This window comes from Solibacillus sp. FSL K6-1781, assembly GCF_038630735.1.
In the GTDB taxonomy this organism is placed as follows: domain Bacteria; phylum Bacillota; class Bacilli; order Bacillales_A; family Planococcaceae; genus Solibacillus; species Solibacillus silvestris.
The window spans coordinates 3,875,378-3,889,842 of record NZ_CP152038.1; the positions used below are offsets into that span (position 1 = coordinate 3,875,378).

Consider the following 14,465-nt stretch of genomic DNA (forward strand, 5'->3'; position numbering starts at 1 on the left):
ATTTTTTTCGGACAAACCTCCCTCTTTTCTTTTTTTCTATCAATCCATTACACTGTATTTATGGAAAAAGAAAGGCGGTAATTTATGAAACAGTTTGCAGCATTCATTACAAAATTCGCAAAACCGATTGTTCTACTATGGTCTGCACTTTTAATTGTTCTTGCATTTTTTGCGCTTCAACTCCCTTCTAAACTGCAAGGGGATGGTTTTTTCTACGATGGCGACCACTCGTATGTAACGAACGAGCTATCGGATACATTCAACTTACCTGCAAAAACGATTTTTGTACTGTTTGAAAATAAATCGGATGAGGAAATTTCATCAGCACTTGAAAGTTTAGAAACAATCGAAGAAATTCAATCCATTACATCTCCTGTAGGTGTTGAAGATTTAAACAAAGAAGGATATGCCTATGGAATGCTGGAGTTCGATAATACGGTGGATGATTACTTCCCTATTATTGATGAGTTGCGTGAAAAGCTTGGCGATATTAACGGTATTTCCATTACAGGAGAACCGGTTATTTCAAAGGATATTAATGTTGCGAGTCAAAATGATTTAATTAAAGCTGAAACGATTGGCCTTCCGATCGCCTTAATCGTTTTATTGTTAGCATTCGGTACGATCGTAGCTTCTTTACTGCCGATATTAGTCGGCGGTGCTACGGTTGTCATCACACTTGGTCTATTGACTCTATTAGGAGATAGTGTGAACTTATCGATTTTCGTGTTAAATATTGTCCCAATGCTCGGGTTAGCCTTAAGTATTGATTTTGCATTGCTGCTTATTAACCGATACCGTGAAGAACGCAATACACAATCGGTTGAGCAGTCTGTTCAAATTGCTATCCAAACAGCCGGTCGCTCAATTATCTTTTCAGCGCTTTGTGTCATGATCGGTCTTGGCGCAATGATTGTCATAGATGTTGAAATATTCATGAACATCGCGCTTGGCGGGTCAATTGTTGTGTTGCTCGCTGTATTAACAGGTATTACACTTTTACCGGCAGCATTGACGATTTTAGGCGACCGTTTAAATAAAGGCCGTGTTTTCCGTATAAAACCAACTGCCTCTCGTTGGCAGAAGTTCGCCGCCTTTGTCATGAAACGTCCTGTCACAATTATCGTTGTGGCTATCATCTTGCTATGTGTTGCAATGGTGCCGATTAAGGATATCGAGTTAACTATTCCTTCTACGGAATCACTGCCGGAATCCTATGAGTCACGCCAAACGTTCGATACACTCGATGAACAATTCGGTCTCGGCGATAATACACCAGTATTCCTTCTGGCAGAAAATGATGAAGCCGGTGCTTGGGATACGACAGAAGGCCGCGAGAAAATACTCGATATCCAGCAGCAGTTGTTGGATGATCCGCTTGTTGATCGTGTAACGTCAATGTTTACTGTGGCCAATATCGATTCTGTTGAAATGTGGGAAATGGCGAACAGCAACCCGCAAGCACCAGGTGCACTGGAGGAAGTGGCGGAAAACTTTATTCAGGAAGATAAAATGTATATGGTCGCTTATTTAAATACAGAAGGTTCTTCATTCGAAGCACAGGATTTTGTACGCGACTGGAGTGAAAAGGACTTAGGTGTCGATTTCGCCTTATCCGGTCAAGCAAAGTTCAATCAGGAAATCTTTGATGAGATTTCGAGCAAGGTACTCATCGCCATTGCAATCATCATTGTATCAACCTTCTTTATTTTAATGATTGCGTTCCGTTCGATTTTAATTCCGTTGAAGGCGATCTTAATGAACATCCTTGGCTTAGGAGCGACATTCGGAATTCTCGTCTACATTTTCCAGTATGGCCATTTCGGTTTGGAAGCGACGACGATTGTACTGATTATTCCGGTGTTGACCTTCTGCTTAGTGTTCGGCTTAAGTATGGACTATGAAGTTTTTTTAATTTCCCGTATTCAGGAGGAATATTTAAAAGGGGCAACAAATACGAAGGCAACGGTCGATGGACTTGTCTCGACGAGTAAAATTATTACATCAGCAGCGCTCATTATGATTGTTATTACCGGTGCATTCGCATTTACGGATGTCATGCCCGTGAAGCAAATCGGTGTCGGTATTGCGATCGCGATTGCCATTGATGCAACAATCATCCGCCTGATGCTCGTCCCAAGTTTCATGAAGTTGTTTGGTGACTGGAACTGGTGGCTGCCGTTTAGAAAGAATACTAGATAACGTTGAATAAATAGTCGTCCGGCCTTTTGTAAAGGGATCGGGCGGCTTTTTTATTTCGATCAGGATTTTATTAGAACAATTGTCGGGGATATTAGAAGATGCAGTGAGGTTATTAGAACATCTGTAGTTTTTATTTGAAAACCGGGTGAAACGGGTGACTCTCCTTTCAATTAGAGGGGGTGCCGGGTGACCAATCTTGCGTTTATTAGAACTTCTCGTGCCGATATTGGAACAACTTGACGGGATATTAGCACTACCATCCCCTATATTAGAAAATCTCGAACACTTATTAGCACATTGAGCTTGTATATTAGAAAATGAGACTTTTATTAGAACTTTTTAAAATATATTAGACAATTCCACCTGTTTATTAGAAAATCATCCACCCCACACTCCCCAAAATTAAAAAATCCCCTTCGTCACTATAACGATGAAGGGGATTTTAGAAATTAAAGCGACCAACCTAGCCTATATACAGTTGTTCCTCAAACGGCAGCACAACTGCATATGCTTCGCTTGAATGTTCACTTTTGTTTAACTCGATCTGTTTCGGGTCTTTAGGTTCCCACAACATATAAAATGCTTGAATTACAATGACAATAACAACGGATGCTACTAAAATTGTACCGACTATAATCTTGACCATTTTATTTCCGGACATTTCTTTCGATGAATTCTGTTGTGCCATTCTTCAATTCCCTCACTTATCTATTTTGAAAGTCGGAAACCTTCCTCACGTAAATAAGCGATAGCATCTTCACGCGTACCGAAAGATTCCTCTAAATTTCCTTGATGATAAATATTCCAAGAACGATCATTAAACTCAAGCTCTAGTTTTGTTCCTTCACGCGATGTCCACGTCTCGACAATCGGTAAAATCTCTTCTTCTTCCTCAGATAAATAGTTAATTGAGTCGCGCACTATTTCACGTAACGCTTCCTCGCTGTAGTCACGAATATTGACTAGCCCGTTGTCGCCCGCTTCTGTTTCATATTTCAATAAGTCACCGACGAAAACAAAGCCATTGCCGTTTGGATGCAACTTTTCTACAACAATCGATTTTTCGTAAAGGCTTCCTTCAAAATGATAATTCACACGTTTTAATGAAATTTCCTTTTTAGTCAACTGAGGAAATGATTCGATAATTACTTGTTTTTGTTCAAATGTTAGCATTGTCTGCTCCTTTTAAATGTCTTTTCAATTAATAAGTATACCGTGTCCGGCGAAAATTAAAAAGCGAAGCATATGCTTATCACATATGCTCCGCAACTTAGCCATATAAACTAGGTTATATCGTCTTATTGGCAGTCTCTTTAATCTGTTTGCGTTCTTCATAAATATTTTGAACGATTACTTTAATGACACAGTACGTAGGGATCGCAATCAGAATTCCGATAAACCCGGCAATATTTCCTGCTGCCAATACGATTGAAATGACTGTCAACGGGTGAATATCCAAAGATCGTCCCATAACATTTGGTGTGATTAAGTTACTTTCTACTTGCTGTGCCACAAGCGTTACAACACCCACCCAAATAACGTCAAACGGATTATTCAGAAGTGCTACAATCACTGCCGGTACAAGGGAAAGCCACGGACCGATAAACGGAATCATATTCATGAAAAATGCAAACAAAGCAAGTAATAGTGAATATTCCAAACCAATGATTAAATAGCCAATATACATCATGATTGCGAGTAAAAAGCTGACCAATACTTGTCCTTGTACATAGCTTCTTAATACGTTATCAATTTCTTCTAATGTTTTTTTCACCCATGTGCGGCGTTCCCCAGAAAAGATACCATAAATCTGAGGAGCGAATTTTTCATGGTCTTTCAACATAAAAATAAAGAAAAATGGTGCTAATACTAATGTTAATGTGACGGTTACCGCCCCGCTTAAGAAAGAAACAAGATATTTACTACTTGCGACAGCAATGTCTTGTATCGAATTGGTTACAGATGCTATAAACTCTTCTACTTGCGGAGGTAACATCGGAATATTTTCCTTATTATCTAAAATAAAATCAGCTGCTTCTTCAATATCCTTAGCGATCGTCGGTGCATTTTCAACAAGTCTGTTTACTTGGTTTGCAATTGGAGTACCAACCAAAATCAAAAAACTTGCGAATAAACCCGCAATTATAAGAACAATCGTTATTAAACTACCCCATCTCGGCATTCCCCGTTTTTCCAATATACGCTGTAACGGCTCTGAAATATAATAGAGCACCCCACCGAGTAATAACGGTACAAGTATTGTCGTAAAAATGATGATAATCGGATTAAATATCGAATGAATTTCAATAAAGTATTTAATAATTAATAATGTTAATAAAATACCTACGCCAACTTGGAACCACAGTTTTCTTGTCATCGGCTCACTCTCTTTCCCAAACTTTCTTTTACTTTATATTTTTACTATAACTATGTACGTTTTAGCATGCCATAAAGGTTCATAAAATACAAAAAATAAAAAAGGTTTCTTCCGCAAAGGAGTCTTTGCGGAACAAACCTCTTAACTTTTATAGCTTTTTATCGTCAATTGAATTTAAATAGTCTTCGATTGTACCTACAACCGACTCCACACAGCCTTCGTCAAATGGCGAGATTAAGCCCGCTTCTTCAACAAGTTTTGTGAAAGCAAATGACCCGCCTAGACTGCATAAATGCAGATAGTCTTTCCAAGCACCATCAAAGTCTTCGCGTGAACGTTTCCAAAACTGGAATGCACAAATTTGCGCTAACGTGTAGTCAATATAATAGAATGGGCTTGAATAAATATGACCTTGTCGTTGCCAAAAAGCTCCGGATTCCAAGTAGTCATGTCCATCATAATCGCGATGCGGTAAATATTTCGCCTCGATTTCTTTCCATGCAGCATTGCGCTCTGCTGGTGTCATTTGTGGATTTTCATACACGACATGCTGGAATTCATCTACTGCTACACCGTATGGTAAGAATAGTAATCCGCTGCTTAAATGTGAGAATTTATACTTATCTGTTTGGTGCTTGAAGAATAGCTCCATCCAAGGCCATGTAAAGAATTCCATACTCATAGAATGAATTTCTGCTGATTCATATGTCGGCCATAAGTATTCCGGAATTCCAATATTTCGGCTTGAATACACTTGGAATGCATGTCCTGCCTCATGTGTCAGTACATCAATATCTCCGGATGTGCCGTTAAAGTTCGAGAAGATGTACGGTGATTCGTAGTCTTCGATAAACGTACAGTATCCGCCGCTTTCCTTACCTTTTTTCGCAACTAAATCCATCAGGTCATGCTCGATCATATAGTTGAAGAACTCGCCTGTTTCCTTAGATAGTTCTTCGTACATTTTTTTACCGTTATCGATAATCCATTGCGGGTCACCTTGAGGTACGGCATTTCCTGTTAAGAATGTTAAGCCTTCATCATAGAATTTAAAGTCTTCCACACCGATGCGTTCTGCTTGGCGCTCATACAGTTTTGTTGCAAGCGGTACGATACTTTCACGCACTTGCTCGCGGAATTTGGCAACCATCTCTGCATTGTAGTCAACACGGTTCATATTGACATAGCCAAGTTCTACATAGTTTTTGAAGCCTAATTTTGTCGCAATTTCATGGCGAAGCTTCACTAAATCATCATAAATCTGATCGAACTTTTCTTTGTTTGAAGCATAGAAATCTGCACTCGCTTCACGTGCCGCTTTACGTACTTCACGTTCTGTCGATTCTGCATATGGTCCCAGCTGTGCCAGCGTCAATGTTTTGCCGTCAAACTCAATCTGAGCAGAAGCAACTAGCTTGCTGTATTCAGAAGTTAATCTGTTTTCCTTTTGCATAAGCTCGATTACTGCAGGCGAGAAACCTTTTAATAAGTTTTCAGCTAATGCAAATAGTTGCGTACCCCATTTTTCTTCCAGTTGTGCACGGAAAGGCGACTTCACGAGTTCCGTATAGTAGTTAAATACAAGCTCATCTGCCATTGGACTTACTTCATCAAAATAGTCGCGCTCTTTTTGGTAATATTCATCATTCGTATCGATTGATGCACGTACATAGACGATATTGGCCATTGTAGAAAATGTGTTGCGAATCGCATTTAATTTTTCGATGACCTCGCTTTGTTCATCTACTGTAGTTGCAGCTTTAAACTCTTCTAATAATGCTGCTGTCTGTTCTTTCATTTGTTCTAGATCCGGACGTTTATAATCAAAGTCTTTAAATGTTACCAAACTCATTCACCCCATCTGTTCACTTCATTCGGAATTCGAAATTCCCTCTTTTATTATTTATGATTATGGCAAAAATTGCAATTATTTTCAGAATATTTATCCAGCTTTATTTTAGGTTAATAGACATAAAAATAAGCAGCCGAGAAAAGGTCTCTGCTGCTTATTCCGGTTTTTATATCTTGAACTTATTCATTTCCAATACGACTTGTTGTGAATGGCTATCCAATTCTTCAACCGCTTTTGTTAGATCATCGACCACGAGAGTTTGTTCATCTGAAGCATGTGCCAAATGTTTGGCGTAGTCTGATGTATCGTTTACTAAGCGACTCATCTCCTCAGTTGAAGCTAGAATTTGCTCTGCACCAGCAGACATTTGCTCGACAACTGCTGAATCATCCTGAATTCGGTTGTTGACATTCAATACGGAATTCAAAATTTGGTTTAAACGCTGACCAATTTCACCTACTGCCATCGTTCCTTCTTTAACATCTGTAGTTGTCAGATCAATCTCAACTAGTAAACGATCCGTTATATGCGAGAAGTTTTGCAGATGATCTGAAATCTCCTCCGCTGATGATCTGGACATTTCCGCCAGTTTCTTTACTTCATCTGCTACAACGGCAAAACCTTTTCCGGCTTCCCCGGCACGCGCCGCTTCAATTGCAGCATTAAGCGCAAGTAAATTCGTCTGATCCGAAATATTCGTAATGACGGTCACCATTTCTTTAATCGAATGGAAGTTTTGCCCCATTTCCCTCACTAGCTTAGCCGTATTTTCTACCGATTTTTCTACCCCTTGAATCTGGTCAACTACCTTTCCGGAACTTTGTGCGCCATCTTCAACAAGGCTCGTCATATCGGAAGAAACTTCAGCAATCTCATTAAATGTATCGGCCAGTTTCTGAATGCCGATTGCCATTTCATTCATCGCAGCATTTACTTCATTATTGCTTACTTGCTGTAATGTCCCGCTGTGTGAAATCGTGGCGATATTTTCTACCATTTTTTCATTTGATGTGTTCACACGTTCTGTAGATGTTTCGATTAAATCGACTACTTCTCCCAGCCCATCCGTACGTTCCTTTAATACTTGGAATGTTGCAGATAACTCGACGAGTGAACTTTGGAAATTTTTAGCAAACGCTGTAACTTCATTATTCGTTTTAAAACTCAGCTTGTCCAACGTAGCCTGTGATTCAACAATATCACCTGAAGCTAGATTTTCTGCTGCCTTATTTAATGTTTGTAGTGGGGATAATGCCCGACGGATATAGGTATAAATCCCAATTAAAGCTACGATAAATATAATAATGAAAATGAGCGCTATAAGTGGGACAATCTCTTTTGCTACATTCTCTGTTAAAGAACTGATATACGAAGCATCGATATCAACACCTAAATAGGCAATCGTTTCTCCTGCATCATTTTTAATTGGAACAATGCCAGTAATATATTCACCGAAATCACTGCTTAAAAGGTCTGATGCAAATTGACCGTCTTCGATAACGCGCTCAATATGCTCGTATTTTGTAGAACCTGATGGGTCACCCAGTTTCCCGGCGTTTTCAGTATCATCTGCCGGCATGCCATCAACTAAAAAGGAAATCTCCCCATTTTCTTCTGGTACAAAATAGGTGTAGGCATACATGACACCATTGTATTCACGTAATTCATTTAACTGTTCACGTAATTCCCAATATGTTGCATTTTCACTTGGTTTTTCAATAAGCTGCTCATACTTTTGTACATCTATGTATTTTACGATATTGCTAGCTACTTCAATCGTACGCTCTTTTACGGATGATTGAACTGAACGCGCTGAGTTATATTGAAGCATAATGACGGTTAATAGCAAAATAACGGCGAAAATACTGCCGATCATCAGTATTATTCTACTACCTAATTTGTCCATTCTTTTCATAGCCTATTCTATCTCCTAGTATAATATTTAATTGTTTAATTTATTTTGAATTAAAGATTATTTAAATGCAACTTCTTTTCGTGAATCCTTTATATTATTAATGAACAATAAGTAAATAGAACTACCCATTTCCCGTTAGTTTCCAAAAGTAAATGAAGACAGAAAAAAAGCCCAAAGAATCATCTTTGGACTTAGATTTTTATTCGCCTAAATCAGCATTGTGGTAAACGCGTTGCACGTCTTCCAAATCTTCCAATGCATCAATCATTTTTTCAAACTTCACTAAATCATCACCAGTTAAAGCCACATCCGTCATTGGCAGCATCGTTAACTCTGCTACAGTAAAGTCTTCGATGCCCGCTCCTTTAAATGCTTCTTGCGTTGCATGGAACTGTTCCGGCTCAACATATACGATAATTGTGCCTTCTTCATCCATAATGTCACGCATATCTAAATCAGCTTCCATTAAAATTTCAAGAATTTCATCTTCTGATTTACCTTCAATTCCGAATACAGCTGTATTTTGGAACATATGCGCCGCTGAACCAGATACGCCCATATTACCGCCATTTTTACCGAATGCTGCACGTACTTCAGAAGCTGTACGGTTTACGTTGTTTGTTAATGCATCAACGATTACCATTGTACCTGCTACCCCAAAACCTTCGTAGCGTAATTCATCAAATTGCTCATCTCCGCCACCTTTTGCTTTGTCGATTGCTTTTTCAATAATATGTTTTGGTACAGAATACGTTTTTGCACGTTCCAAAACCGTTTTCAGTGCACGGTTTGATTCCGGATTTGGTTCACCTGATTTTGCTGCTACATAAATTTCACGACCGAATTTAGCATAAATACGACTATTTGCTGCGTCTTTCCCAGCCTTTTTATCTTTAATGTTATTCCATTTACGACCCATTTTATTCACTCTCTTTCATACTCTATTAGTAACGTTATTTAAAAACGAAAAAATATATTTAACTTATTTATTATACATAAACTTGAAATAATTTTAAATTACTCTGCATAAAAAAATGTAAAAACCTATAGCACCATTTGGCATGCTATAGGTTTCGTTTATAATTGTGATGCCTCTAAGCTAAATGTATCGCCGCCTTGAAGTGTCCCGGCATTATATCCTTTTTTGAACCAGCGCATCCGTTGCTCGCTTGTACCATGTGTAAAGCTTTCCGGTACGACATATCCTTGCGCTTCCATCTGTAGTGTATCATCGCCAATGGCATTTGCTGCCGTTAATGCCTCCTCAAAATCGCCTTCTTCCAAATAGCCCTTGTCTTGGACATGATGTGCCCATACACCCGAGTAATAGTCAGCCTGAAGTTCCAGACGTTTCACAGCTTCATTGTAATTGGCTTGTGATACTTTTCCGTTTAACGCATGTACCTGTTCGGAAGTGCCCAATAATGTTTGGACATGGTGCCCGACTTCGTGCGCGACTACATAAGCCATTGCAAAATCACCCGGTGCATCAAACCGGTTTTTTAATTCTTTATAAAAACTTAAATCAATATACAGCTTATAATCTGCCGGACAATAAAATGGCCCGACCGCAGCACTTTGCATCCCGCATCCGGAGCTTACACTATCCGTAAACAATACAAGCGTCGGATTTTCGTAAGTTAATCCATTGTCAGCAAACAACTTTTGCCATATATCCTCTGTATCCGCAAGTACTACAGAAACAAATTCCGCCAGTTCCTCTTCTTCAGCGGTCGGTTCATAGTTTTCCGACGTTGCGCCATTTTGCGTTATGTTTTTTGAAACTTCCGAAACAACATCTCCTGCATCTCCGCCATTGAGCAATGTGAAAATAATAGCAATAATAATCCCCACTCCGCCAAGACCTCCACCGATTTTCCCGGCACTCATCCCACGGCGGTCCTCCACATTACTGCTTTTCCGTCTTCCTTTTACATCCATAGTGTTCCCCTCCATATGAATCTTTACATACTTTGCCATATAATTACCCTTAACAGTGCTTCTTATAACAGACAGTATAATATAACATTTTTATTAATTATGCCTTCAACTAAAACGTACCTACCCTTTGCTTCGTCTAATAGATAATTAAAGAGAAAGGAGTGCATTTTTATGATGCTTTCCGATGAACAGGCATTTCAGGAATCGATGCAAATTCACAGTGATTATTTATTGCGCATCGCTTATTTATACGTCAAAGATTGGCAAGTTGCGGAAGATATTGTTCAAGATGCGTTTTTATCTTATTACGTAAAGTTCGAACAGTTTGAAGAACGCGCCTCTCTCAAAACCTACCTTATACGAATTGTTATAAATAAATGTAAAGACTATTTGAAAAGCTGGGCTTATCGTAAGCAGCAATTAACAAACCGTTTCTTTCAGACAAAAACAGATCCGCAAAAAGCCCTTCAACAGGCGGAGCGATTGGATATTGCGGAGGCGATTTTAAAATTGCCTATTTCTTTAAGGGAAGTAATTATTCATTACTATTATGATGAATTGTCTGTTTTGGAAGTAGCCGCTTTATTAGGCATATCTGATAATACTGTCAAAACAAGAATGCGTAGGGCAAGACAGCTCTTAAAAGAATCGCTTGCTGAAGATGAATGGGAGGTGCTTTCAAATGAATGAAATTAAACGGCAGCTAAATAAAAATATGGGTTCCACGTCTAGAAGGGCGGAACGAATTATATCAAAAGTAAACGAGCAAAAACGGCAAAAGCCGCAAACAAAAAAATCTAATCGTTTATACTATGTAGCATTTACAGCTTTTTTCGCACTAGCAGCACTTACAATTTTCGTCATGAAGCCTTGGTCAACAAATGATTTCAATCAAGCATTCCTACCTTCAAGCGAAGAAAATGATTCAAGTAATGGAGAAATCGGAGAAAAACCAAACTTACCATTACGAAATTATTTTAAACAAGACGGGGATGTCGCTTACTTTTTAGGAACAGGCAACGAATATGCATCATTTAAAGAAACAACGACATGGCTTTTCTATGATTATGTTGAAGTACAAGAAGATAATGGTGGTGCAGTAATGCAAAAAGTTTATCGCATAAAACAAGATGCGATAGAGCTCGTGTATGAAGAAATGATTGAAGTCGAAAGAAAATCATTTACCTTAGCACAGTTGAATCAATTAGAACCTATTCATACTATTTTACAACCGCCGATAGCTAATGGCGAAATATTTGAAAATAAAACTGTAACTTATCCAGTAAATTTTCAAACACCTTACAAAAACTATGATAATATAATTCAAATTACCGAAGATGTTGAGGGTGGGAAAAATCACTTTTATTATGATTATGGGGACGGACTCATTGCGGAACAATATATTATGAATGATGGGAATGAGATAACTTCGGTGCTCGCTTCCATTAACGAGCCTCCAACACAAACTACAGAGGAAATGGTTTCATTTAAAAATATTGAGACAAAGCAAACCGAGATTTTGCCATTAACAAAGCTGACATTTTTAGATTCACTCACTTTCTATAAATCTAACGCTGCACAATTTGAAATGACATATGAACCGTTAAGATTAAGTAAATATAATGAAACCGAAATTGGTGTATTCCGATATAATTGCGATGAACTCAATTGCGAGATGGCATTTGCAAAACGCTCCAATGGAGAATTAAATTTTGGTGCAACATCTGCAGGAACGATTGATAGCTTCAAACTCTCACCGAATTTAGAAAGAATAATTTTTTCGATTACACGAGACGAAAATTATGCAGGAAATGTCCTGTCTCGAACAATGTTACTCATCCTTAATATTGAAACGATGCAAATGGTAATACCGACCTCACAGCCATTTTATTTTGACAGTCACCTTTATCCCATCACACATTATGATTGGATAAATGATACGACGATTCAAGCCGAAGTAGCGAATATTTCAGATTACGAATCGGAAACAATTTTAAAATGGCAACAGTTACAGGAGAAGGAAACAAAAGTAATTGAAGTTTCTTTACCGTAGGAAGATGAAAAAGCGGGTTTGATTACATACAATCAAATCCGCTTTCCTCATTATTATATATCCTGTAATATCCGCTCTAACAATGCCTCGCAGCCTTCTACACATAGATCGTACGTTTCCTGGAAATCCCCTGTATACCAAGGATCCGGAACATCTTTTTTATGTGTCGTCAAATCAAGGAAGCGGAACACTTTTGCATCAGCTTCAGCACGCAGCATTTCGATTGTATTTTTCACGTTGCTTTCATCCATACAGACAATATAGTCAAAGCTGTCTAAATCGGAAGTGCATAACTGTCTTGCAAGCATACCGGTTGTCATAATTCCGTATTCCTGTAATTTTGCCGTCGTTCCTTTATGTGGCGGTTCTCCAATATGGTAATTGCTCGTGCCGGCTGAGTCGACTGTAATTTTATCCGTCAAACCACGTTTAGCGATTAAATCACGCATAACAGCTTCCGCCATCGGAGAACGGCAAATATTGCCCAAACATACGAATAGTACTTGCTTCATCTCTTTTCCACTCCTAATCAAAGAAGCCGCACGAAAGATTCCGCGCAGCTCCTGTTATTTTACTTCCGGGTGCATTTCCTTCAAATGTGCTGTCAATCGGTTCAGCTCATCTTCCAAAAATTGAACAGATTGTTCACGGCCTTCTTTTCCTGCCCCAACTGTAAATGGCTTCCCGTAAATTAAATAGCCTTTTTGGCGTTTGAATACACCTTTTGCATTTTTCGGACCGATATATGCAGCCGGCAAAATTTCAGTCTTCGCCAACTGGGCAATTGTCACTGCGCCGGCTTTTAGTTCCGAGTTTTCCGAACTTCTCGTTCCACTCGGGAAGATTCCGACTACTTTTCCTTCTTTAATAAGCTGTCGCGGGATTTTAATAACACTTGGTCCCGGATTATCGCGATCTACCGGGAATGCGTTCAATCTCGTAATAAGCCAACCTAATCCTTTGACATCAAATAATTGTTTCTTAGCCATAAAATGTACTTCTTTAGGCAGCATAGATATTCCTAGATTCAAAATATCGATATAGCCATTATGTGTACAGGCAACGACAAAGCCGCCTTCTTTCGGTATATTTTCTTTCCCGTATACCTTAGCCTTTGACCCGTTAACCCCTAAAATTCCATACACAACTCTTGCAATAAATTTATACACGTTTCATTCCTACCTTATCGTTAATCTCACTTTATTTTAATTGAAAGTAATACCATCATTCAATCACTACTGTTTTGCCGTCGTTCCCGCAATTTGCTCGATTAATGGAGGCAGCCAATCCTCAAGCTGACTAAACGAAAATCCTAATTGCTCCGCCTTGTCATTTTTCATATACCATGTTGCAGGTATGGCATATGGTGAACGGATTTCCTCTGTCCCAAGTAATGCTATTTTAGCGCGCTCCCCTGTCTTTTCTTCAATAAGAGAAATAAGGTCTTTTAACGAAATAACCCCATTTGCTATCGCATTAATAGGACCTTCCACATCTTCATTACCTGCCCACTGTAAAAATCGAGCGGCTTCTGTTGCCTGAATGAAGGACATTTCCGCATCCATGTTTAAAAATCCAATCGGTTCCTTATTAATAATGCGCTCAATATGGAAATGCAAACGGCGCGTATAATCATCTTCTCCCATGACAATCGGGAAACGGACCGCGACTACAGGGAACTCCGCATATTTATAAAATACCGCCTCTGCCAGACGTTTGCCTTCACCATACGTAAATTCATGCGTGTCTCCCATGATGATGCCATATGAAGTCGGATCAAAATCTTCTTCCGAATGCGGCTTTCCATCAGCCTCATATACAGCTAATGTAGAGGTGAAGACGAGCTTGCCGATTTTACCATTGAACAGATCGCATAGCTGTTTTGCCTCATTTGGCGAATAGCAAATATTATCATATACAATATCAAATGTACGATTTTCCAATGCCTTCCCAAAAGCCTCCGTATCTTTACGATCCACTTTAATATGCTCCACTGCATCGCCAAAGGGATTTTCCGACATACCGCGTGTGACAATTGTTACTTCATGCTTTTGCTCCAATAAAAGCTCCACTAATTTACGACCAAAAAATCGTGTCCCGCCTAATACTAAGATTTTCTTCATAT

Annotated in this window: 13 protein-coding genes; 3 read left to right on the top strand and 10 right to left on the bottom strand. The window is 38.9% G+C overall.

All coding sequences use genetic code 11. The features are described 5' to 3' along the window. Positions 1-84: 84 nt before the first annotated feature. Positions 85-2,202, top strand: a complete 2,118-nt coding sequence (locus tag MHH37_RS19635; protein WP_342574337.1) for an MMPL family transporter — start codon at positions 85-87, stop codon at positions 2,200-2,202. A 463-nt stretch (positions 2,203-2,665) separates the two neighbouring features. Here MHH37_RS19635 and MHH37_RS19640 read toward each other — a convergent pair whose 3' ends face one another. The 7 genes from MHH37_RS19640 to MHH37_RS19670 form a co-directional block, all read right to left on the bottom strand. After that, complete coding sequence (locus MHH37_RS19640; protein WP_342574339.1) at positions 2,666-2,890, bottom strand: hypothetical protein; 225 nt, start codon at positions 2,888-2,890, stop codon at positions 2,666-2,668. Positions 2,891-2,910: 20 nt separating this feature from the next. Further along, positions 2,911-3,375 (bottom strand): hypothetical protein, encoded by a 465-nt coding sequence (locus MHH37_RS19645; RefSeq protein WP_342574340.1) that lies wholly within the window; start codon positions 3,373-3,375, stop codon positions 2,911-2,913. Positions 3,376-3,490: 115 nt separating this feature from the next. Further along, positions 3,491-4,579, bottom strand: coding sequence for an AI-2E family transporter (locus tag MHH37_RS19650; protein ID WP_014822503.1), 1,089 nt, complete (start codon positions 4,577-4,579; stop codon positions 3,491-3,493). A 148-nt stretch (positions 4,580-4,727) separates the two neighbouring features. Continuing rightward, positions 4,728-6,425 carry a M3 family oligoendopeptidase gene (locus MHH37_RS19655; protein WP_155889486.1) on the bottom strand — a complete coding sequence of 566 codons (1,698 nt, stop codon included), beginning with the start codon at positions 6,423-6,425 and terminating at the stop codon, positions 4,728-4,730. Positions 6,426-6,597: 172 nt separating this feature from the next. After that, positions 6,598-8,346: a methyl-accepting chemotaxis protein gene (locus MHH37_RS19660; protein ID WP_342574343.1), complete on the bottom strand. Its 1,749-nt coding sequence runs from the start codon at positions 8,344-8,346 to the stop codon at positions 6,598-6,600. A gap of 199 nt (positions 8,347-8,545) precedes the next feature. Beyond that, entirely contained in the window at positions 8,546-9,265 is a 720-nt protein-coding gene (locus MHH37_RS19665; RefSeq protein ID WP_008405861.1) for a YebC/PmpR family DNA-binding transcriptional regulator, read from the bottom strand. A 158-nt stretch (positions 9,266-9,423) separates the two neighbouring features. After that, on the bottom strand, positions 9,424-10,287 hold the full coding sequence (locus tag MHH37_RS19670; protein ID WP_342574345.1) for a neutral zinc metallopeptidase: 864 nt from the start codon (positions 10,285-10,287) through the stop codon (positions 9,424-9,426). Positions 10,288-10,458: 171 nt separating this feature from the next. On the opposite strand from MHH37_RS19670, the gene MHH37_RS19675 reads away from it, so the two are divergent. Together MHH37_RS19675 and MHH37_RS19680 are read left to right on the top strand one after the other, a co-directional pair. Further along, positions 10,459-10,977: a sigma-70 family RNA polymerase sigma factor gene (locus tag MHH37_RS19675; protein WP_342574346.1), complete on the top strand. Its 519-nt coding sequence runs from the start codon at positions 10,459-10,461 to the stop codon at positions 10,975-10,977. After that, on the top strand, positions 10,970-12,340 hold the full coding sequence (locus MHH37_RS19680) for a hypothetical protein (protein ID WP_342574347.1): 1,371 nt from the start codon (positions 10,970-10,972) through the stop codon (positions 12,338-12,340). The genes MHH37_RS19675 and MHH37_RS19680 overlap by 8 nt, the downstream gene beginning before the upstream one ends. A gap of 53 nt (positions 12,341-12,393) precedes the next feature. Here the strand turns inward: MHH37_RS19680 and MHH37_RS19685 are convergent, their stop codons facing one another. From MHH37_RS19685 to MHH37_RS19695, 3 genes are all read right to left on the bottom strand, one after another. Beyond that, complete coding sequence (locus MHH37_RS19685; RefSeq protein ID WP_342574349.1) at positions 12,394-12,852, bottom strand: low molecular weight protein-tyrosine-phosphatase; 459 nt, start codon at positions 12,850-12,852, stop codon at positions 12,394-12,396. Positions 12,853-12,906: 54 nt separating this feature from the next. Continuing rightward, a complete protein-coding gene (locus MHH37_RS19690) occupies positions 12,907-13,509 on the bottom strand; it encodes a lysophospholipid acyltransferase family protein (protein WP_008405867.1) in 603 nt (200 codons plus the stop codon). A gap of 66 nt (positions 13,510-13,575) precedes the next feature. Continuing rightward, positions 13,576-14,463: an NAD-dependent epimerase/dehydratase family protein gene (locus tag MHH37_RS19695; protein ID WP_342574351.1), complete on the bottom strand. Its 888-nt coding sequence runs from the start codon at positions 14,461-14,463 to the stop codon at positions 13,576-13,578. Between the last annotated feature and the right edge of the window lie 2 nt (positions 14,464-14,465).

What these genes read in the sequence shown, in the direction of transcription:
- MHH37_RS19635 (WP_342574337.1), top strand. Translation starts at nt 85, where the DNA reads ATGAAACAGTTTGCAGCATTCATTACAAAATTCGCAAAACCGATTGTT.
- MHH37_RS19640 (WP_342574339.1), bottom strand. Translation starts at nt 2,890, where the DNA reads ATGGCACAACAGAATTCATCGAAAGAAATGTCCGGAAATAAAATGGTC.
- MHH37_RS19645 (WP_342574340.1), bottom strand. Translation starts at nt 3,375, where the DNA reads ATGCTAACATTTGAACAAAAACAAGTAATTATCGAATCATTTCCTCAG.
- MHH37_RS19650 (WP_014822503.1), bottom strand. Translation starts at nt 4,579, where the DNA reads ATGACAAGAAAACTGTGGTTCCAAGTTGGCGTAGGTATTTTATTAACA.
- MHH37_RS19660 (WP_342574343.1), bottom strand. Translation starts at nt 8,346, where the DNA reads ATGAAAAGAATGGACAAATTAGGTAGTAGAATAATACTGATGATCGGC.
- MHH37_RS19665 (WP_008405861.1), bottom strand. Translation starts at nt 9,265, where the DNA reads ATGGGTCGTAAATGGAATAACATTAAAGATAAAAAGGCTGGGAAAGAC.
- MHH37_RS19670 (WP_342574345.1), bottom strand. Translation starts at nt 10,287, where the DNA reads ATGGATGTAAAAGGAAGACGGAAAAGCAGTAATGTGGAGGACCGCCGT.
- MHH37_RS19675 (WP_342574346.1), top strand. Translation starts at nt 10,459, where the DNA reads ATGATGCTTTCCGATGAACAGGCATTTCAGGAATCGATGCAAATTCAC.
- MHH37_RS19680 (WP_342574347.1), top strand. Translation starts at nt 10,970, where the DNA reads ATGAATGAAATTAAACGGCAGCTAAATAAAAATATGGGTTCCACGTCT.
- MHH37_RS19685 (WP_342574349.1), bottom strand. Translation starts at nt 12,852, where the DNA reads ATGAAGCAAGTACTATTCGTATGTTTGGGCAATATTTGCCGTTCTCCG.
- MHH37_RS19695 (WP_342574351.1), bottom strand. Translation starts at nt 14,463, where the DNA reads ATGAAGAAAATCTTAGTATTAGGCGGGACACGATTTTTTGGTCGTAAA.